General features: G+C 64.4%; 16 protein-coding genes. 4 read left to right on the top strand and 12 right to left on the bottom strand.

Going from position 1 to position 19,657, the window contains the following annotated elements:
• Positions 1 to 86: 86 nt before the first annotated feature.
• The 10 genes from MTX21_RS04520 to MTX21_RS04475 all read right to left on the bottom strand — a co-directional run bounded on the left by MTX21_RS04520 (position 87) and on the right by MTX21_RS04475 (position 15,096).
• Positions 87 to 2,627 (bottom strand): caspase domain-containing protein, encoded by a 2,541-nt coding sequence (locus MTX21_RS04520; protein ID WP_280970710.1) that lies wholly within the window; start codon positions 2,625 to 2,627, stop codon positions 87 to 89.
• Positions 2,628 to 2,798: 171 nt separating this feature from the next.
• Complete coding sequence (locus MTX21_RS04515) at positions 2,799 to 3,539, bottom strand: carbonic anhydrase (RefSeq protein WP_280970709.1); 741 nt, start codon at positions 3,537 to 3,539, stop codon at positions 2,799 to 2,801.
• 348 nt (positions 3,540 to 3,887) lie between these two features.
• Entirely contained in the window at positions 3,888 to 4,502 is a 615-nt protein-coding gene (locus MTX21_RS04510) for a DUF1080 domain-containing protein (RefSeq protein ID WP_280970708.1), read from the bottom strand.
• A 188-nt stretch (positions 4,503 to 4,690) separates the two neighbouring features.
• A complete protein-coding gene (gene hydA, locus MTX21_RS04505; protein WP_280970707.1) occupies positions 4,691 to 6,115 on the bottom strand; it encodes a dihydropyrimidinase in 1,425 nt (474 codons plus the stop codon).
• Complete coding sequence (locus MTX21_RS04500; protein WP_280970706.1) at positions 6,112 to 6,897, bottom strand: aspartate/glutamate racemase family protein; 786 nt, start codon at positions 6,895 to 6,897, stop codon at positions 6,112 to 6,114. Before MTX21_RS04500 ends, hydA begins: the two co-directional genes overlap by 4 nt.
• Entirely contained in the window at positions 6,894 to 7,685 is a 792-nt protein-coding gene (locus tag MTX21_RS04495; protein ID WP_280970705.1) for a GntR family transcriptional regulator, read from the bottom strand. The genes MTX21_RS04500 and MTX21_RS04495 overlap by 4 nt, the downstream gene beginning before the upstream one ends.
• A gap of 99 nt (positions 7,686 to 7,784) precedes the next feature.
• Positions 7,785 to 8,549 carry an aspartate/glutamate racemase family protein gene (locus tag MTX21_RS04490; protein WP_280970704.1) on the bottom strand — a complete coding sequence of 255 codons (765 nt, stop codon included), beginning with the start codon at positions 8,547 to 8,549 and terminating at the stop codon, positions 7,785 to 7,787.
• Positions 8,550 to 8,614: 65 nt separating this feature from the next.
• The gene (locus MTX21_RS04485) at positions 8,615 to 9,919 is read right to left on the bottom strand and encodes an MFS transporter (RefSeq protein ID WP_280970703.1); all 1,305 of its coding nucleotides are present in this window, start codon (positions 9,917 to 9,919) and stop codon (positions 8,615 to 8,617) included.
• A gap of 458 nt (positions 9,920 to 10,377) precedes the next feature.
• Complete coding sequence (dnaE, locus tag MTX21_RS04480) at positions 10,378 to 13,881, bottom strand: DNA polymerase III subunit alpha (protein ID WP_280970702.1); 3,504 nt, start codon at positions 13,879 to 13,881, stop codon at positions 10,378 to 10,380.
• 486 nt (positions 13,882 to 14,367) lie between these two features.
• Positions 14,368 to 15,096 carry an outer membrane beta-barrel protein gene (locus tag MTX21_RS04475; RefSeq protein ID WP_280970701.1) on the bottom strand — a complete coding sequence of 243 codons (729 nt, stop codon included), beginning with the start codon at positions 15,094 to 15,096 and terminating at the stop codon, positions 14,368 to 14,370.
• A gap of 256 nt (positions 15,097 to 15,352) precedes the next feature.
• Here MTX21_RS04475 and MTX21_RS04470 point away from each other — a divergent pair, with 256 nt between their 5' ends.
• The 3 genes from MTX21_RS04470 to MTX21_RS04460 all read left to right on the top strand — a co-directional run bounded on the left by MTX21_RS04470 (position 15,353) and on the right by MTX21_RS04460 (position 17,579).
• On the top strand, positions 15,353 to 15,652 hold the full coding sequence (locus MTX21_RS04470) for a DUF3551 domain-containing protein (RefSeq protein ID WP_280970700.1): 300 nt from the start codon (positions 15,353 to 15,355) through the stop codon (positions 15,650 to 15,652).
• A 1-nt stretch (position 15,653) separates the two neighbouring features.
• Complete coding sequence (locus MTX21_RS04465) at positions 15,654 to 15,890, top strand: DUF3551 domain-containing protein (RefSeq protein ID WP_280970699.1); 237 nt, start codon at positions 15,654 to 15,656, stop codon at positions 15,888 to 15,890.
• A gap of 159 nt (positions 15,891 to 16,049) precedes the next feature.
• Positions 16,050 to 17,579 (top strand): hypothetical protein, encoded by a 1,530-nt coding sequence (locus tag MTX21_RS04460; protein ID WP_280970698.1) that lies wholly within the window; start codon positions 16,050 to 16,052, stop codon positions 17,577 to 17,579.
• A 48-nt stretch (positions 17,580 to 17,627) separates the two neighbouring features.
• Here the strand turns inward: MTX21_RS04460 and MTX21_RS04455 are convergent, their stop codons facing one another.
• Positions 17,628 to 18,212, bottom strand: coding sequence for a DUF1349 domain-containing protein (locus MTX21_RS04455; protein ID WP_280970967.1), 585 nt, complete (start codon positions 18,210 to 18,212; stop codon positions 17,628 to 17,630).
• Positions 18,213 to 18,529: 317 nt separating this feature from the next.
• Between MTX21_RS04455 and MTX21_RS04450 the strand changes: the two genes are divergently transcribed.
• Positions 18,530 to 19,300: a Crp/Fnr family transcriptional regulator gene (locus MTX21_RS04450; RefSeq protein ID WP_280970966.1), complete on the top strand. Its 771-nt coding sequence runs from the start codon at positions 18,530 to 18,532 to the stop codon at positions 19,298 to 19,300.
• 82 nt (positions 19,301 to 19,382) lie between these two features.
• Here MTX21_RS04450 and MTX21_RS04445 read toward each other — a convergent pair whose 3' ends face one another.
• Positions 19,383 to 19,655 (bottom strand): SUMF1/EgtB/PvdO family nonheme iron enzyme, encoded by a 273-nt coding sequence (locus tag MTX21_RS04445; RefSeq protein WP_280970697.1) that lies wholly within the window; start codon positions 19,653 to 19,655, stop codon positions 19,383 to 19,385.
• Between the last annotated feature and the right edge of the window lie 2 nt (positions 19,656 to 19,657).

The following is a 19,657-nucleotide window of genomic DNA, read 5'->3' as shown; positions in this document are numbered from 1 at the left end:
CATTTCGGCCAGAAGCAAGGAAATAAGGGCCTTTCGGGACGCTTACGGTCCGCGAAGGGCCCCTTCCCCGAATTCCACCCTGATCCCTAGCATTTCGGCTGGTTGGGCGGGCATTTCTTGGCCGCCGGGGCAGCCGGGCGTGGCGGAGGCGCGGCCGGACGCGGCGGGGGCGGTGCCACGGCAACCCTGGGCGGCGGTGGAGGCGGTGCCGGCCGTGCAACCGGCGGCGGCGCGGGCCGCGCAGCGGCTACCGGTGGCGGCGCCGGCCGTGGCGGCGGAGGTGCTGCCACCCGCGGCGGGGGCGCAGCAATCCGCGGTGGAGGCGGCGGCGCGGGCCTCGCCACGGCCTGGGGCCGCGGCGGCGGGGCCGACGGCCGGGCCGCCTGCGGCGGTGATGCCGATCGCTGATTCTGCGGCCTGATCTGCTCCCGGGCGACCGGGGGCGGCGGCGCGACCGGCCTTGCGGCAGAAGGCGGAGGCTTAACGGCCGCCGGTCCCCCCGGCGGGGGCACAGAGGTGGCTGGCTCGCGGGTGGCCGCCTTGGCACGATCGGCCGGCCCCGTGGCAGCCGGAGGCTGCGCGCCGGGCGGCTTTGGCGGCTGGCCCGGCGCCGTCACCGCGGTCCCGGCGGGCGCCGTGGCCGTCGCCGGCCCCGGCGGATGGCCCGGAAGCGCGTGGTTGGTCGGCCCCGTTGCCGCCGGGGATTGCCCTGCAGGCGGCTTCGACGGCTGGCCAGGCGCTGTGACCGCGGTCCCGGCGGGCGCGGTGGCCGTCGCAGGTCCCGGCGGGTGGGCTGGGGCCGCGTTGTTGGTTGGTGCCGTCGCGGTCGGCGCGGGCCTGCCGTTGGGCAGCGGCCCTGCCCCTGCTGGCGCGGGCGGACCACCATGGGCACCCGGGACCGGCAGCGCATTGGCCGCGGGCAACTTGGTCTGCGGCGCGGTGGTCGGTGCGGCAGTCGGCGCGACATTCGCCGGCGTTGGCGCGGGCGTCCCTGGCCTCGCCATCGGATGGATCGCTGCACTCGGCGGCATCGGCGCCTTGCCCTGCTGGATCAGCGCGGCGCGTTGCACGACCGCCTGCGGCACGGCGGGACCAGCCGGATTCGCACGGCCGGCGACGGCCGGTGCCAGGCTGGCAGGTCCCGCTGCCGTGCCCGCCGCCGGGGCCGGTGCCGGCGGCTGGTTGATCACGGTGTTGATGACCGTGGTGTTGTGGATGTTCTGATAGATGATGTTGTTCGGCGGCGGCGCGACATAGACCGGCGGCCGCACGAACACCGGGATCGGCACGAACACCGGCTGGGGCAGCACGAACAATCCGACCACGGGCAGCGGCGGCGGCAACACGACGAAATCCGGCGGCGGCGGCGGGCAGAAATAGACTGGCGGCGGCGGCGGCGGCACGAAGCCGAAATCCGGGTCACTGAAGTACAGCACGGGACGGTCGACATAAACCACCTCGGCCGGCGGAGGCGGCGGCACGTCGTAGTCGATCATCGCAAAGCTCGGCGGCGGCTCGACCGGTGCCGTCAGGATCGCCAGACGTCGGCGTGCATCGGCAGCGTGCGGTCCCCGCGGATAGCGGCGCAGATACGACCAGTATGCCTCCGGCGTATCGGTCCGATAGGTCCGTCGCCAGGTGATCGCTTCGCGGCGCGCCGCGACGATCGCCATCACCCGCTTCGCCATCGGATCATCGGGGTAGGCCGTCAGAAATTCCTCATAGGCCGGCAGCGTGTCGCGCTCGAGCGCGGCGGCGTAGGCATCCTGCACGCCGAGATCGCGGATCGGCTTGTTGCGGATCGCGGCGACCTGATCCGGTGCGGTCTGCGGCGGCGGCGCGTCCGGCGCGCGTTCGAAGAAGCTGAACTGCGCGCTGACCTTCTGATCGTCCCACGGCACCTGCGCGCCCTTGCTGGCCTCGTTAACGCGCAAGCGGACGCGGTCGAACACCTCGGGCAGCGACAGGCCGCCGGTGCGGATCATCTCGGCGAGCGACTGCGCATAGGTACCGTACGATCCGGACTCCTCGGGCGCCACCGTGCCCGGCGCCGCGTTGAAGGCGATCAGCATGTTCGCCTCGGGCTCGACCAGCGCAAGGCCGCTCGCGATCGGCTGGCCGCCCTCGATGAAGGGCTGCGCCCGCGCGGCGTCGAGCACGACGATGTTCGCCTTGAGCGGAATCGCGGCGAGCTGGCGCACATAGTCGCTGATGCGCAAGCCCTCGGTCGGAATGTCGGTGTCGCGCGTGATGCTGGAATCGACCGGAATGAAATAATTCTCGCCGGCGAGCTGCACGCCATAGCCGGCCAGGTAAATCATCGCGACCGTGCCCGGCCCTGAGGCCTGCGCCTTCTGGATGAAGTCGCGAAAACTCTTGCGCAGCGTGTCGCCGTCGAGGTCGCGCGCGCCGACGACGTCGAAGCCTGCCGCCTGCAATGTCTGCGCGATCAGGCCTGCATCGTTCGCGGTCGTCGCCAGCGGCGACTTGGCGTAGGCGCCATTGCCGACCACCAGCGCGATACGTTTTTCCGACTGCTGTGCCCGGGCCGGATCGACGAGCCCGCTCACCGCAATGAACAGGATCGGCAGGAGGAGGCAGATGAAGGCCTTGTGTGTGCCACGCATGGCTTGCTTGCCCGCTATTGTTGTGAGTTTGCTGCCGCGCATCAGGCGCGCGACAGGCTGAACGGCGCTTGAACGAAAGGCTCGGATTGAGGCGGCGGCATGGCCGCGCCTTTCGAGGTCAGGTCCGCGTAAGCTTCGCGACGCGAAGATGGCGCGCGACAGCCAAGTCATTCAGCCCTGCGCGATCAGATCGACCGTCCCCGTCGCGAGACGGTAGGTGCCGCCCACGACCTTGAGCTTGCCCTGTTCCACGGCTGCATTGAGGATCGGCGCGGCCGATCTCACTTTCGCAACGTTGTCGGTCACGTTCTGCCGGATCGCCTTGTCGAGGACGTCCCCACCCTGCTGCATCGCCGCCTTGGCGGCGGGCGCTATCGCATCGACCAGCGAGGGAATGTGTCCCGGCGGTGGTTTGTTGTCCTTAAGCGCCTTTAGCGTCGCGTCGATAGCGCCGCAACTGTCATGGCCGAGGACAAGGATCAGCGGCGTGCTGAGCACGGCCACCGCGTATTCCAGGCTAGCGATGGTCTCGTCGCCGGCAAAATTTCCGGCGACGCGGCAGACGAAGAGATCGCCGCGGCCGGTATCGAAGGCATATTCAGGCGCGATACGCGAGTCGGCACAGCTCAACACGGCAGCAAACGGGTTCTGGCCACTGGCCAGCGCCTCGCGCTCGTGCCTGAAGTCGTGGCGCCGCGACACGCCGTCGACGTAACGCGCGTTACCCTCCATCAGCCGCTTCAACGCCGCGTCGGGCGACAGCACGTTCTGTGGCTTCGGCGGCGTCTTGGTTTCCTTGGCGAAGGCCGCGCCACCGAGCGCGAGGCCAAGCGCCGAGGCGGCAAGCAGCATCGCAGACCGCCGCGACGGCACGATCGTGTCCTGTAGGGATTCAGAGCATCTGTGGCACATGTCTCGTTTCCTCCCGGGCGCGGTTCGAAAATCACCGCGCGAACGAGCTGCATCGCCGCGATCATAGCCGCAATGACCTGACGGCACCACAACATCTCTGCCGCACTGAAGGCGCAGGCCGAACCGCAAGTGCTCGCGGCTGCCCAGCCAGGCGTGTACTCATACGATGCGGCGTCCGCTTCCGGGGCCCTGAGCTGGAGCAACGCGGCAGCAACCGCCATGTCGACTGTCTACGTGAGACCGGACCTCATTCGAGGGCTGCGTTGACTGCTGCTTTTGACTCAAGGCGACATTCGCCTAATCGACATTTCGCGGTGCAGCAGTGTCGCGCCGTAGCTTAAACCCGCCTTACAAAGGCTTGATCTCCACCTTACGGAATTTAATCGCTCCGGCGCCGTGCTGCAGGGCGATCGAGCCTTCATCGAACATTCCGTTCCGCATTTCGGCCGTTTTCTGTCCGTTGAGCACGACCGTGATGTCACGCCCCTTCGCCGTGATCTCGAACGTATTCCATTTGCCGCCGGCTTTCGGCATCGGATTGATCTCGACGTAGCGTGTGATCGCGCCAGTGCCGTAACTCGGATCAGGCCGCTGGTCGAAGATATTTGCTTCGTAGCAGGTACGGTCGGTGATCTTCTTGGCATCGAGGCAGCGGAAGTAAATGCCGCTGTTTGCATCATCGCTCGGCCAGAATTCGACGCGCAGCACGAAGTCCTTGTACGGCTTCTTGCTAACGAGATAACCGGCCTCTTTGTCTTCCATCTTGTCGGCAATCACCGTGCCGTCCGCAAGATGCCAATTGGACTTCCCGACGTGATCCCATTGTTCGAGGTCCTTGCCGTCGAACAGCGTAATCCACCCGGCTTCCTGAGCTTTAGCCTGCGGCAGCCCCAGACTCACGACAAAACCCGAGGCGACGAGTGCAAGAGCAAATTGCAAAGAACGCCGTAACGTCTTTGGCATGATTGTCTCCTCCTGGTCGTCCGCCGATTGTCTCTCCGGGCGGTAGCCGATGATAGGGCCTCGCGCAAATTCTGGCTAGGCTCCTCGCTCACATTCAACGAAGATAAGGGAGGCATCGACGGACGAGGCAAGCCGATCTCGCAAGCGGACATCCAGCCGCTCGTAACCCGTTGCAGAACTGGGGCCTGTCAGGAGCGAGAACTATCCGAGGTCGTCAGGGAGGATTTATTCCGCGACAGATACGAGCCATGGCCCCGCGTGCCAAGAAGCTCGCCGTCGCTGACCACGACCTGCCCCCTTACCATCGTGATGACGGGCCAGCCGGTGACTTCGCGCCCTTCATAGGGAGTGTAGTCGGAGCCATCGCGAAGCAGGTCGTGGGTGATCACAACGCGCTTATCCGGATCCCAGATGGCGATGTCGGCGTCCGCGCCCACCGCGATCGTACCCTTCCGCGGGTAGAGACCATAGGTTTTGGCGTGGTTCGTGGATGTTAGGGCAACAAAGCGATTGATATCGATACGGCCCTTCGCGACTCCTTCCGAGAACAGGATCGGCAGCCGCGTAGCGACGCCTGGAATGCCGTTCGGCACCCAGCGGAAGCTGGTGCGGCCCTTCGGCGCGAGCTTGCCTTGCGGATCGTTATAACGGAACGGACAATGGTCGGACGAGAACACTGAGAACACACCTGTCTGGATGCCCTCCCAGCAAGCGCCCTGGCTGGCCACGTCGCGCGGCGGCGGCGAGCAGACATATTTGGCGCCTTCCATGTTGAGCCCCTGAAGGTCGTCCGCGGTGAGCATGAGATATTGAGGACAAGTCTCCCCATAGACCTTCAGGCCCTTCTGCTGGGCTCGTCGGATCTCTTCCATCGCCTCGCGGTTCGACACGTGGACGATCATGACCGGCACGTCGACCAGTTCCGCGAGCGAGATCGCGCGGTGCGTCGCCTCGCGCTCTACGACGATCGGGCGCGAGACCGCGTGATAATAAGGCGCGGTCTTCGAGGCGCGCTCCAGGCGATCCGTCAGAAAGCGGATAGCGTCGTAATTCTCGGCATGCACCATCACCAGCGCGCCGGTCTCGCGCGCCACCGACATCACTTCGAGAATCTCGCGATCGGACAACGCCAGATCCTCATAGGTCATGAACACCTTGAAGGAGGTGTAGCCGTCCTCGATCAGAGCCGGCAGCTCCTGCCCGAGCACCTGCTCGGTCGGATCCGAAATGATCAGGTGAAACGAGACGTCGACGTAGCAATTGCCATCCGCCAACTCATGGTACCGATTCACTGCCTCGCGCAGCGAATGGCCCTTTTCCTGAAGGCAGAACGGCAGCACCGTCGTGTTGCCGCCGAACGCGGCGGACCGTGTACCGCTTTCGAAATCGTCCGCCATGACGATATCGGGGCCGGAGGGCTGGGAGAAATGGACATGGCTGTCGATGCCACCGGGCAGGACGAGCTTGCCGGTTGCATCGATCACCTTGCCTGCCGGACCGAGTTCCTGACCCAACACCACGACGCGCCCATCGCGGATGCCGACGTCGCACTGAAACGTGTCGGAGGCGGTGGCGATAGTGCCCCCGCGGATGATAACGTCGAGCCCGCTCATGGCCGCTTCTCCTTGCGCGATGTTCCCGCCTCGCTCCCGTTGCGATGTTCGATGTGACGACCCAGCGCGTCCGGCAGACCGACCGTCGGCTTGGGATCGGGCCGGCGGAACGTTCCTGCGGTCGCCTTCCTGGGCGCGAGCGCCACGAGCGCTTCCGCCTGCTTGACGGCCGCCGCAACCTGATCGACCACCGGAACCGGGATTTTCGCTTTGACCTTGGCCGCGAGACCGGCGAGCGGTGCGCCGGCCAGGATGATCACGTCGGCCTCGTCCTCGCGCACGGCGCGGTTGGCGAGTTCGACGAGCAACGCCTCCTTTTCGTCCTGCACGTTCGAGATCGACCGGAATGCGCCGTCGAGCATGCGAATGCCGGCGCACCGCTCGCGTAGCCCGTGCATCTCGACACATTCCTGATACCAGGGGCCGAGCGCGCGCGCGAAAGTAACGATCGAGAAGCGCCGGCCCAGCATGCAGGCAGTGAGCATCGCAGCTTCCGCCATGCCGACAACAGGGATATCGAACAGCTCGCGCGCTGCGAACAGGCCGGGGTCGCCGAACGCGGCGATGATCGCCGCGTCAACATTGCGACTGTGTTCTGCGAGCATTTCGAGCGCGATCGCCCCGCCGATCTGCGCCTCGGCGCGGGTCGCGATATAGGGCACGCCGCGGGGCGCAGTGAGAGGAACGATCTCCGTTCTCGCTGACGCCGCCTCCCGGCCAGCCGACAGCAGGAGATCGGTCACGTCCATGCTAGTGTTCGGGTTGAGCAGCAGGATCCTCATACATGGTCCTCTCGTTGGGCGGCGCGATCGTTGTGCGCCGCCGCCTCGTCGACAGGTTGCTCTGCGCCATCGCGCCGGCTGTCGAGAATTTCCCGAACCACAACGCCGGTCCGGACCACGTGCCGTGCCAGCACCCGTCCGGCGCGATCAGCATCGCGCTGCTTCAATGCGGCAAGCAGCGCGCGATGCTCCTCCACGGATTCATCCCATCGCTCCTGCGATGACAGGGCGAACAGGCGCGCGCGCTCGACTCGGCCGAGCAGCAAATCGTGGGTGGCCTTCAGCGCCCGGTTGCACGAGCAGGCGACGATGAAGCTGTGGATCTGCTGATTCAGCTCGAAATAGTCGCGTAGCTTGCCGGTGTGGTGCAGCCGTTCCATCCTCTCCTGCAGATGATCGAGCTTTTCAAGATCGCGCTCGGTCATGCGCAGCGCGGCCAGCTCGGCCGCAACCCGCTCGATGCCGCTGACAGCCTCGAACAATTCCTCGACCTCGTCCTGGCGGATCGGCGCGATGATCGCGCTGCGATTGAGACGAAGCTGGACCAGTCCTTCGGACGCCAGGAGTTTTAGCGCCTCGCGCAGGGGCGTACGGGAAATGCCGAGCGCCTCGGAGAGATCCGCCTCGATCAGGGGTTCACCGGGCGCAAGGTCGCCGCGAACGATCAGGCTGCGCAGTCGCGCTGTGGCATCCTCGTGCAGGCCCGTGCGCTGCAGCCGCAAACGGCGCTTTACGACCGTCGAGCGGCCGCGCTTGCCGTCTGTCCTTGCTTTCTTGCGTTCCGCCATCCCATTCCTCCGGAGAGGCACACCTATAACTTATAATGTCCTCGCTCAGGCCCAGTATCGAAATCGCATCCCACGCCGCTCACAAATAGACGTCCGGAGTCAGCGAGATGCCGTCGCGGCCTCCCGCCGCGGCGTCAGCCGATCGTCCTGAAACAGGCGGCCCCATCCCTCGATGCGCGCGGGCGGAACGCCCGCGACGTCGAGGCTTTTCCAGAGCGTCGTCGCGATCGAATCATAGATGGGAATGCCGAGCTCCCGCTCCAGCGGCGCGGCGAGGCCGGCACCGCGCATGTTGGTGCAGACGATCGCGACCGCGTCGCACCCTTCCCGCGCCACCGCGCGCACCAGATCGGCGACCTCCTGCTCGGTCACCTCGGCGAAGCTGAAATTGTCCTGCAAGCCGGCATGCCGCTCGCTGCTGCAGTGAAACCCGGAGGCCTGCCAGTTCGCCATAATCTTCGACTGGACGTCGCTGCGGTAGGGCGTGACGAGACCGACGCGCCGAACCCCCGTCCGCTCGAAGATCTCGCGGAACGCCAGCACGGAGGTGCAGGCGGCAATCCCGGTCGCCTCGCGGATGCGTTCGCACAGGCGCTCGTCGCGGTCGAAGCCGAGCCAGCTTGCCGAGGTGCCGTTCCAGGCGATCACGTCAACCTTGGCATGAGCGAGCAACTCGGCCGCGCGGAGAATCTCGCTATCGTCGAACTGGCCGAGCGCCTGCTCGGACAGCGCAATCTCCGTGACCCTGAAGCGCGAGAAATGCGCGGAGACGCCTGGCAGGCTGGCCAACATCGCCATCGTCACCGGCTCGAGCACGGTGTTGGACGATGGTGTCAGCATGCCCAGGCGAACGCGTCGTGTCATCATCGTGCTCCTCAGGTTTTTGTCGCCCGCTCCCGAACTGGCCGGGAAAGCGGGCGAACACGTCGTCAGACCGGCAGCTTGCGGCTGTAATCGATCGCGGTCGAGCAGGCGAACAGAGCGACACCGGCCGCGGCGAAGAACATCAAGGCCAGGAAGTACGATCCGGTGATCTGCACGATGAAGCCGACGATGATCGGCACGGTGATGCCGGCGATGTTGCCGCCGAGATTCATGCAGCCGCCGAGCAAGCCGGCGCGGTCCCGCGTGGCGAGCATCGAGGGGATCGCCCAGTACATGCCGCACCAGCGCAGGAAGAACAGCGTGGTCGACAGCAGCACGACGACGATGACGGGATCGCGGACATAAGCCACGGCGAAGACCGAGGCCGTCGCGATCAGCGCCGCGAGGCCGAACAGCGAGCGGAACACGAGGTTGGGCGTGCCGCCGCGGGCGCGCCACGCGTCGCCGATGAAACCGCCGACGAGTTCGCCGATGAAGCCGGCGAAGAAAATGATGAAGGACGCGCCGCCCAGCGTCTTGATGTCGAAACCGTGCACCTTGAACAGGTAGGTCGGCATCCAGGTCAACAGCCCGTAGAACACGGTGTTGAAGAACATCCAGCCGCAGCACATCAACCAGACCGAGCGGAAGCGAAAGTAGGCGCCTGCGCCGCCGCCGCGCGAGGCCGGTGCCTGGGCGTCTTCCTCGGCATGCGCCGCCTCGATGAAGCGCGCCTCGCTGTCGTCGACGGAGGGATGCTCCCTTGGCGTATTGCGGATGTACCACCAGGCCGCGAGGCCGCACAGGACCGTGCCGACGCCGGCAACCAGGAAGGCCGCGCGCCATGAATCGAATGCCGCGATCAGCCAGGCGATGACGACTGCGCCGAGCGCAGCGCCGAGCGGCGCGCCGCCGTCCAGCAGCGTGGCACCGCGGGCGCGCTCGTTCTGCGTCATCCAGATCGCGTTCAGCTTTCCGCCCGCAGGATAGATCGGCGCCTCGGTGGCGCCGAGGCCGAGCCGCGTCAGGAGCAGCATCACCCAGTTGGTGGACGCCGCGGCGATCGCCTGGAAGAAGCCCCAGCCGATGGTCGCGGCGGCGATGACGATACGCGGCTTGAACTTGTCCGCGAGCATGCCGCCCGGGACCTGCATGAAGGCGTAGGTCCAGAAGAACGAAGAGAGGATGAGTCCCTGCGTCGCAGGATCGAGATTGAACTCCTTCGCGATCAGCGGCATCGCCACCGAGAGCGAAGCGCGATCGATGTAGTTGATCGCGATCAGGAACAACATCAGGAAGAAAATCTTCCAGCGGACGTTCGTCCGCCTCGCCGCCAAAACACCATTTGCCGTCGTCGCACGCCCGTCCATTCTGATCCTCCGTCGGTTTGCTCCCATCCTTCTGCTCTCGTGACCGCTCTGTGGCGGGAGGCGTGGGCCCTTTCTGGTCTAGGGCAATCGCAACGTAGGCTCAATCGAAAAATTGCATATTGCATGCAATATTTTTCAACACATTGATATATATCGTATTTCAAGCGACCAACATCGTCAGCAAGTCAGGTACGCGCGCAGCACCCAACTCGAAAGCGAATTTACCGCAGCAACGGCAAAGCTTTGCGCCTCGACGGCGGTCCACCATTCGCCCTATCCGGTCATCTAAATTTTCGATGCTCTGCGGGCCCCGAGCTCAAGCGCTCGACCACGTTTGGATGGACGTCCGGATTTGGCGCTTTTGCGACCTCCGCCGACGTCCGCTTTCGCGCCGCTCTTGGCTGACGAGCGGAAATCGGGCGCGCCGCACCAATTGCCCCGATTTATGAGTACACGGCTTAGAGCTGCTGTACGTCGACGACGCCTGCGACCGCCTTGATCGCGCCGGCGATCTGCGGCGAGACCTTGAAGCGGCCGGGCAGCTTCATCTCCACCTCGGTCTCGAGATCAAGCATCATCACCAGCGAGACCTCGCCGTCGCCGTTGGAGCGGGGCGCGATGCCTGGGCTGCCCACCTTTGGCGCTGCACCGTTCGAGGCAGCCATCTCGGGTCCGGCAAGACGCTTGGCGATCGACTCCAGCGGCTTGGTATCGCGCAGGAAGATGCGCAACCCCTTCTGCGTCTTGGCAGCCGCATCATCCAGCGGCTCGGCGTGCAGGACGCGCGCGCGCACATCCTCGCCCTGGAGCTCCGCGCCGAGTTGGAGCAGCACCGCGGCGCCCGGCTCCAGCACGTCGCGATATTGCGCGAGGCCTTCGGAGAACAGCACCGCCTCGAAATGGCCGGTCGGATCGGACAGGCCCATGATACCCATCTTGTTGCCGGTCTTGGTGCGCCGTTCCATGCGCGACACCACGGTGGCCGCGACCTTGCCGGCGGTCGCGCCGGTCTTCACCGCACGCGAAAACTCCGCCCAGGACTGCACGCGCAGGCGCTTCAGCACGGTCGCGTAGTCATCGAGCGGATGGCCCGACAGGAAGAAGCCGATCGCGTCGTATTCGCGGCGCAGCCGCTCGGCCGGCAGCCAGGCCTCGATCTGCGGCAGCATGATGGTGGGCGCGTCCGCAGCGCCGCCGAACATATCGTTCTGGCCGATGGTGGCCGCCTCATGCGCGCGCTGACAGGCCGCGAGGATCGCGTCCGCACCGGCAAAGACGCGGGCGCGGTTCGGCTCCAGCGTGTCAAAGGCGCCGGCGGCAGCCAGGCTCTCGATGATGCGCTTGTTGATCGCACGGGGATTTACCCGCGCGGCGAAATCCGCAAGCGAGGTGAACAGCCCATTCCTGGTGCGCTCCTCGATGATTTGCTCGACCGCCTGAAGGCCGACGCCCTTGAGGGCTGCGAGCGCGTAGTAGATCGTCTTGTCGCCGACATCAAAGGTCGCCCCTGACCGGTTGACATTCGGCGGCTCGACCTTGATGCCGAGGCGCTGCGCCTCGGAGCGGAATTCCGAAAGCTTGTCCGTATTGTTGAGATCGAGCGTCATCGACGCCGCGATGAACTCCACCGGATAATGCGCCTTCATGTAGGCGGTGTGGTAGGACACCAGCGCGTAGGCCGCCGCATGGCTCTTGTTGAAGCCGTAGTCGGCGAATTTCGCCAGCAGCTCGAAGATGGTCTCGGCCTGCGCCTTCGGCACGCCGTTCTTCACCGCGCCGGCGACGAAGATGTCGCGCTGCTTGTCCATCTCGGCGCGGATCTTCTTGCCCATCGCACGGCGGAGCAGGTCGGCGTCGCCGAGCGAGTACCCCGACATCACCTGCGCGATCTGCATCACCTGTTCCTGGTAGATGATGACGCCGAACGTCTCCTTCAGGATCGGCTCCAGCACGGGGTGCAGATATTCCGGCTCCTCGTCGCCGTGCTTGCGGGCGCAATAGGTCGGGATGTTCGCCATCGGACCCGGACGGTACAGCGCGACCAGCGCGATGATGTCCTCGAAACGGTCGGGGCGCATGTCGATCAGCGCGCGCCGCATGCCCTGACTTTCAACCTGAAACACGCCGACCACGTCGCCGCGCGCCAGCATCTGGTAGCTTTCCGCGTCGTCGATCGGCAGCGTGGCGAGATCGACATGGATGTTGCGCGGCTTGAGCAGCTTTACCGCGACGTCGAGCACCGTCAGCGTCTTCAGGCCGAGGAAGTCGAATTTCACGAGGCCGGCCGGCTCGACCCATTTCATGTTGAACTGGGTCACCGGCATGTCGGACTTGGGATCGCGATAGAGCGGCACGAGCTCGCTCAAGGGACGGTCGCCGATCACGATGCCGGCCGCATGCGTCGAGGCGTGGCGCGTCAGGCCTTCGAGGCGCTGTGCGATATCGAAGGCACGCGCCACCACCGGATCCTCGTCGCGAAACGCCTGGAGCTTCGGCTCGCTCTCGATGGCGGCGGCCAGCGTCACGGGCGCAGCCGGATTCTGCGGCACCAGCTTGGTGAGCTTGTCGACCTGGCCATACGGCATTTGCAGCACGCGGCCGACGTCGCGCAGCACGCCGCGCGCCTGCAGCGTACCGAAGGTGATGATCTGGGCGACCTGGTCGCGGCCGTAGCGCTGCTGCACATACTGGATCACCTCACCGCGGCGGTCCTGGCAGAAGTCGATGTCGAAGTCCGGCATCGAGACGCGTTCCGGATTGAGGAAGCGCTCGAACAGCAGGCCGAACTTGATCGGATCGAGATCGGTGATGGTCAGCGCCCAGGCGACGAGCGAGCCTGCGCCGGAGCCGCGGCCCGGCCCGACCGGGATGCCGTGCGCCTTCGCCCATTTGATGAAGTCGGACACGATCAGGAAGTAGCCCGCGTACTTCATCCGCATGATGACGTCGAGCTCGAATGCCAGGCGCTTGTTGTAGTCCTCCTCCGTCGTGTTCGGCGCCAAGCCGTGGACGCGCAGGCGGTTGGCAAGCCCCTCCTCCGCCTGCCGCTTCAATTCGGCTGCCTCCACCGCGGCGGCGTCGGAGCTGGCCGCGGCACCGACGGTGAAGAACGGCAGGATCGGCTTGCGCGTCATCGGGCGGAACGAGCAGCGCTCGGCGATCTCGACCGTCGAGGCCAGCGCCTCCGGAATGTCGGCGAACAGCACCGCCATCTCGGCGCGCGTCTTGAAACGGTGATCCGGCGTGAGCTGCACGCGATCGGTCTCGGCGATCAGCCGTCCGCCGGCAATGCAGAGCAGCGCGTCGTGCGCCTCGTAGTCGTCCGTCGCAGCGAAATACGGCTCATTGGTCGCGACCAGCGGCAGGCCTTTTGTGTAGGCGATGTCGATCAGCCCGCTCTCGATGCGCCGCTCCTTGTCGATGCCGTGGCGCTGCAGCTCGATATAGAGGCGGTCGCCGAACAGGCTCGCGAGACGCTCGCAGCGTGTGGCCGCAAGCTCGGCGTGGCCGGCGGCAAGCGCCAGCGAGATCGGCCCGTCCGGGCCGCCGGTGAGCGCGATCAGGCCTTCGGTCTCCCCCTCGAGCCAGTCGAACTTGATGTGGGAGGCGTGAGTGTCGGGCGTCTCCAGGAATGCGCGCGAATTCAGCCGCATCAGGCTGCGATAGCCGCGCTCCTGCGCTGCCAGCAGCACCACGCGCGACGGCAGAAGCGCGTTGCGCGCATTCGGATCCTGGTCGCCGAAATCGATGGCGAGCTCGCAGCCGACGATCGGCTGGATGCCGGAGCCCGCCATCTTGTCGGAGAACTCCAGCGCACCGAACATGTTGTCGGTGTCGGTCAGCGCCAAGGCCGGCTGGTGGTCCTTCTTGGCGAGCTCGGCCAGCTTGGCGATCTTGATCGAGCCCTTGAGCAGCGAATAGGCCGAGTGAACGTGAAGGTGGACAAATCCGGCGCTCGGCATGGTCGCTTGACGGCCTCTTGCAGATGAGATGGAGCGGTCGCCGGCTCCTCAAGGCGTCATGCACTCGTACGGCCGACTCGCCTCATAATGGTGGTGCCTCGCAAGCCGAGAGTCCACGCCGGACCGGCACATTGGCCGCGTCGTCCGGCTTTTCCCCAGGGGCACCTGCATCGACCGGAAGGCACTGCCATCGGCGGCCCTGAACACTCTGACTCAGAGCTGGGGAATCACCTGCGCCCAGATCGCGATCATCCCGACGAATAGCGCGATCGACGCCAGTGCGGCGGCTTCTTCCACGAAGATCTTCAACATGGCCTTGCTCCATCGCTAGAACGTATGGAGAACATTGTTCTCATTCCGTTCCCGGGAGTCAAGCCATCTCGGCGATCGCAAAGCAGGATGGTTAACCCGCTGAATTCACGTAACAAAAAAGCCCCGGCACAAGGCCGGGGCTTTCGACAATCGCTTCGCTCGAAGCGGCTTGCCTTAGTACTTGGCGATGATCGGGCCGCCGAACTTGTAGTTCAGGCGGACGAGGCCCATGTCGACGTCCTGCTTGATGTGGTCGGTCTGAACGAGCACGCCGCCATTGGTCAGGGTCTGATCGTTGCCACCCAGGAAGATGTGGTTGTACTCGACGCCAACCGACCAGTTCGGAGCGAAGCCGAACTCGAGGCCCGCACCGATCGTACCGCCCCAGCGGGTGTCATCCGACGACGCAACGAAGGCGCCGCCCGGCGTATGGACGTCGAACTTGTTGCCAACCACAGCCGCACCGCCCTTCACATAGACGAGGACGTTGTTCCAGGCGTAGCCGACTTGACCGGTGATCAGACCGAACGCGTCGATCTTGGTGCGATCAGTGTTTCCGTCGATCGCGCTGACGCTGCTGCCGGAGAAGTCGGCCCAGTTGCCCTGCCCTTCCACGCCGAACACCCACTGGCCCGACTGCCAGCGATAGCCGATCTGGCCACCGACCGTGCCACCGGTCGCATCGTGCGAGGCTTCGCGCACGCCGAAGCTATCCCAGGTCGCGTGCGACGAACCGCCACCACCGTTGATGCCGATGTAGAAGCCGCTCCAGTCGTAGATCGCAGCGACCATCGCAGGCGGCGCCTTCGTGTACGGCCGCGCCGCGAGATCAGCAGCCACCGCGGGCGCAGCCGCGCTGAGCGCGACGAGGCTCACAGCGGCAAGCAACAAACTCTTCTTCATTTGATTCCCGTTCCAGTTTCTTCAGTAGGCCCCCCGGCCGTGCGCACCTCATAACAGCGATCGACGGAATTGCTGTAACCCTGGCGCAACAGTCGGGCCCAAAGGGCCTCCTGTGCATTAATGAACGTTTACCAGAGCGCGCTGGAAACCCTTTGAAACAAGGGTTTTCAGGAGTTCCCAACATCGACTAAGCGACATAGGCTTCGCATGCGTGTGGAGCATCGACGCATGCACAAGCACGTGATCGGAGATTCGTATGCGCGGACTCGTCGCTCTCCCCATTGTTGCCACATTTGCGCTCGCGCTCTTCGCAAGCGCGCCCGCGCGTGCCGACGGCGTCAATCATCCCCCCTGTATGACGGGCGATGAATGGCCGGGCCTCAGCAACTGCCGCTTCGGTAGTTACGCGCAGTGTCAGGCGAGCGCATCGGGCCGCGCCCTCACCTGCATTGCGAACCCGTATTTCGTCGGCCAGTCGGACGATCCCTACGCCTATCAGAATCGTCCGCGCGTCCTGACACCTGGCTACCCGCCGAACGATTCCTGGCCGCGCTGAGATGCGTTGCGCTTGCCTGATACTCGTCGCGATCGGCGCGCTCCTCGTGAGCAGCCATGCGCACGCCCAGACCTATGATCCGCGCTACCCGGTGTGCATGCAGATCTACGGCCCCGTCGGCTATCTCGACTGCCGCTACACCTCGCTGCAACAGTGCAGATATCTCGCTGTCGGCCGCTCCGCGGCATGCCTCGAGAATCCGTATTTTACGCAGAGGAAACCGACCGACCGCCGGTGAGGCGCGGCAGTGAGAGCGAGCTCATACCGCTCGCGCGAGGTCTGCCTGGTGATCACGGCTTGGTAATCGAACCGCTCCGAAAGTTGGAGCAACTCATTCTCGGGCCACGTCTGTATTCGGTCGATGGGAACCCGACGTCTTCGCGCGGAGGCATCGAACATGGCCATTCTTCTAGACAAGAACGTCATCAAGGATGTTGCGCGGGGCAACGTAGCCGTGGCTCAGGCATTGCAGCGCGTTCTTGGGTCGGGAGAGCCGGTCTACATCGCGCACGCGGCATACAACGAATTGGTGCTGGATTCTCCGATCGAGACGCGCATGGGCTACGAGAAGTTGCTTCAGGACCTGAAGATCACGACCCCGCCAGCGACTGCCTCCAGTATCAAGGATCGGGGCGATTTCTACGCCGACAACATCACTCACGAGCCCAAGGTAGGAGAGCCAGGTCCCGTCAAGGAATACGGAGGCAAAGGCAAGACAAGGCCTGGCGACGCCTTCATCGCGGCAGAAGCGAAGAGCATGAACGCACGCTTGTGGACCCTCGATGAACGGCTCGCCAAACAAGCCGCGAACCTGGGAGTCCCGCTGGCCCGGGAGTCCCAGATCAAGGGAAAGGGCGGCACCGAAAGTATCGCGCAGGCCAGGAAGCTCATGGGATTGAAACCGTTGAGCATGATGCAGAGTAGCCCAGTCAAGACCAGCCCCAACAAGGGCGGTCCTTCCAGTCCGCCGTCCGGCGGCGCGCAAACGAAGGAAAAAACGACAAGTGAGGTCGGGACACCAATCGCGCCCGTGCAGGAGTTCGGTCCCAATGCGCGCGGAGACGCCAAATTCCAGGGGGCCACTCTGGCGTTTCAGGGCGCCAATTTTGTCTTGCAAAAGATCAACAATGCCATCCAGGCCCGTCGCTTCGAAGCCGAGTGGACGTCACATTGGCTCCCCGAAGTGACGCGGCGACTCAGTGCGGACCCCCAACTCGGCGCCTTGGTGTTGATTTCCTATGCGAAGAACCAAGGCGATGAGGAGAGTGCGATTGATACGGTGACGATCTTCCAAAGCATTCAGGTCGGCTATGGCCTCAACGTCGACGATGCCTTGCGCGACGCGCAATCGCGACCACGCATCGCTGCAGGCAGATCCGACGTCGGCGACAGAATATGGTTGAAACCGAGAGCGCCGACGGACATCAAGAGACTGAAGCTTCCGTTCGGCACGACCATCGCTGGACTGGCCACGTTCCGTCCCGGCAAAGAAAAGCTGGTGCGCGTCAAGTTTAGCGGACGGGCGGGATTCGACGACAAGATGTTCAGCAAGGAAGTGCTGGATGTTCCAGCCGGCATGACGCCGCGCTTTTACTATCTCTGGCCCCCGGACAAGATAAGCTATTTCCAGTTTGGATCGTGGCAGACAAACGAGGTCGATTGGGAGATGTCAAATGAGGCTGATGCGTCCTACGGGGATACTGATGCCTTTTTCCTCGGCGTGCCCGTGGTAAAACTCGACTCATCGATCAATCCGTACAACGCCACGGCGGCGATGGTTTGGCCCGCCGACAATAGCACGGCCAATTTGTTCCAGACCGTCGCCGCGACCCAGGACAATCTGGGCCTGCTGTCCGGTCAAGGGATAGGACCGATGCGATGGGTCAGGCCAGAGTTCATCCGCATCATCAAGGCTCCCATCGACTAAATGCGGTTGAAGCTCCGCTTTGAAGCGCGCTGCGGATCGCGCCGCTCGTCAGCCCAGATCGTGGAGATCCTTGCCAAGCGGCGGTGTCAGTCGAAACGTTGAGAACACGACTTTCAATCCGGCGCGCTCGGGTGTGCAAGCCATCGGTCCCACGAGGTAGGACTTCGCCCTCGCGAACGGCGCCAGCCGCATGAGCGGCCAGAGCTTGCCGTCGGCCGAAAACTGCAGCCGAAGGACGCCGTTGGCGACCGTTGCGCGCACCCAGAAGTCGTCGGAATTGTGCTCGTAGGGCGCCGTCGCCCAATCCGATCGTCCATCAGTCAGCACGCTCGCAAGCATGGCTCTCCCGTCCGAGAGTTCGATCCCGGCCTTGACCCAATGGTGCGCGTCGATGCGCACCATGATGCCCGCCTGATCGTAGAGCGCCTGGAAGTCACCCTGGACACGCAGTTCGGCGGTGAATGCCTCCCCAGCCGGAAAGCCCAGAAAATGGCCACTGTCGCGATTGAACCCGTAATGGGTTTCGCGCCAGAAATCGGTGGCTTTGTCGGTAATTACCTGAAGGCTGTCGCCATCTGCCGTCCACCGTTCCGGTTCGTTCAGCCATACGCCGTCGCTTCTGCAGAGAATCATTTCAAACCTCGGGAGCGGTGTCGGCAAAGGGTTGGGCCCTCCGCTGGACAAGCATGGCATTCTGCAAATCGAGATCGAGGAGGCAACCGGGCTGGCTAGGGATCTCTGACGACCATCGTGTGTAAGATCGCGAATAGTATGATGTATGCAAGGTCCGCGGCGAGAACGCCGGCGAGGTTCCGCAGTTGTCCGTGCTTGATCTCGACGAATGGCTCTGTTTGGATAGTTTCGTTCGGCAATTCGTATTTCGGATAATCATGGTGGATGAAAAAAATGGATACCGCCGTTCACTGGGGGCTCGTTCACCAGACAGCAGCGTGACCGATCACCGCTCCGGCATCGGGAATCGGCTACTGGCGGCCTTGCCACCAGCGGATCTCGGCTTGCTCACACCCTACTTCCAGAAGGTCTCGTTCGAACCCGATGCCGTCCTGGTGCGGTCGGGCGATGAGCTCGACCCGGTCTATTTTCCCCATAGCGGCGCAATCGCCTTCATGCTCGATATGCCGGACGGGCAAACGGTCGCAACCACCTTGATGGGGCGGGAGGGCGCTTTGTCCTCGTTCTCCGTGCTCGGCCCGTCGCCTTCATCCGTGACCGCGGTTGCTCGCGTGGCCGGAACGGCATCGCTGATTTCCGCCGCCAAATTTCGCACTGCCTATGCGCAAAGCGCAGCCATCAGGAATGTCGTGCAGGTCCACGCCCGCACGGTGTTGTTGCAGCTCCAGCACGTAGCCGCTTGCAACGCGCTGCACCGGGTGGATGGCCGCATGGCGCGGTGGCTCCTGCAGCTTCACGACCGCGTTCCCGCTGATCTCCTTCCGGTGACGCAGGAGGCGCTTGCGCAATTGCTCGGGGTGCGGCGGACGACAGTGACCCTGACGATGAGCAAGCTGCGCGAGGCCGGCGCCGTCACGTCCGACCGGCGTGGGTTCGTAGAGATCGATCGGGCCCGGCTCGAGAGGGTCGCATGCGATTGTTATGCGCTCATGCAGCGCAAGATCGATCGGATTTATTGCCAGGAATTGTCGGCGCAGCCGCCTGCCCACGCGCCGTTCCGGGAAGGCGCCGTCGTCGCCTCCGACTGATCCAGCGCTTGCGCTCGGCGCCAGCCGCCCTTTAATCCTGCGACTGCCGGCTCGCCCAACAAGTAGAAATTGCGGCGTTGAGCTAATCGCCGTCTTTCTCGCGAACGACTCGAAATCCATTTGCGAGATATCGCACGTTGAAGTCGTATTTGAAGCGCGCCGCCGAACGCAGATATTTTGGGTCGTTGTTGAATGAGCCGCCGCGAAGCACCCGCTCGCGACAACCTAGTTTGACCGAGGCGGATCCGTCTGTCGGCGCCCCACGATAGCCCTCGCTCCAGCAATCCTCGACCCACTCTGCGGCATTGCCGGCCATGTCATAAAGAACGAATGCATTTGGTTTGAATGATCCCACAT

The organism is Bradyrhizobium sp. ISRA430, from assembly GCF_029909975.1.
Taxonomy (GTDB): Bacteria; Pseudomonadota; Alphaproteobacteria; order Rhizobiales; family Xanthobacteraceae; genus Bradyrhizobium.
Note: the sequence above shows the minus strand (reverse complement) of the source record. Positions and strands in the feature narration are given on the sequence as shown.

Excerpts from the sequence above, each read along its gene's own strand:
- MTX21_RS04490 (WP_280970704.1), bottom strand. The coding sequence starts at position 8,549 with ATGACACGACGCGTTCGCCTGGGCATGCTGACACCATCGTCCAACACC.
- MTX21_RS04500 (WP_280970706.1), bottom strand. The coding sequence starts at position 6,897 with ATGAGGATCCTGCTGCTCAACCCGAACACTAGCATGGACGTGACCGAT.
- MTX21_RS04460 (WP_280970698.1), top strand. The coding sequence starts at position 16,050 with ATGGCCATTCTTCTAGACAAGAACGTCATCAAGGATGTTGCGCGGGGC.
- MTX21_RS04520 (WP_280970710.1), bottom strand. The coding sequence starts at position 2,627 with ATGCGTGGCACACACAAGGCCTTCATCTGCCTCCTCCTGCCGATCCTG.
- MTX21_RS04485 (WP_280970703.1), bottom strand. The coding sequence starts at position 9,919 with ATGGACGGGCGTGCGACGACGGCAAATGGTGTTTTGGCGGCGAGGCGG.
- MTX21_RS04455 (WP_280970967.1), bottom strand. The coding sequence starts at position 18,212 with ATGATTCTCTGCAGAAGCGACGGCGTATGGCTGAACGAACCGGAACGG.
- MTX21_RS04495 (WP_280970705.1), bottom strand. The coding sequence starts at position 7,685 with ATGGCGGAACGCAAGAAAGCAAGGACAGACGGCAAGCGCGGCCGCTCG.
- MTX21_RS04515 (WP_280970709.1), bottom strand. The coding sequence starts at position 3,539 with ATGTGCCACAGATGCTCTGAATCCCTACAGGACACGATCGTGCCGTCG.
- hydA (WP_280970707.1), bottom strand. The coding sequence starts at position 6,115 with ATGAGCGGGCTCGACGTTATCATCCGCGGGGGCACTATCGCCACCGCC.
- MTX21_RS04470 (WP_280970700.1), top strand. The coding sequence starts at position 15,353 with ATGCGCGGACTCGTCGCTCTCCCCATTGTTGCCACATTTGCGCTCGCG.
- MTX21_RS04510 (WP_280970708.1), bottom strand. The coding sequence starts at position 4,502 with ATGCCAAAGACGTTACGGCGTTCTTTGCAATTTGCTCTTGCACTCGTC.
- MTX21_RS04465 (WP_280970699.1), top strand. The coding sequence starts at position 15,654 with ATGCGTTGCGCTTGCCTGATACTCGTCGCGATCGGCGCGCTCCTCGTG.
- dnaE (WP_280970702.1), bottom strand. The coding sequence starts at position 13,881 with ATGCCGAGCGCCGGATTTGTCCACCTTCACGTTCACTCGGCCTATTCG.
- MTX21_RS04475 (WP_280970701.1), bottom strand. The coding sequence starts at position 15,096 with ATGAAGAAGAGTTTGTTGCTTGCCGCTGTGAGCCTCGTCGCGCTCAGC.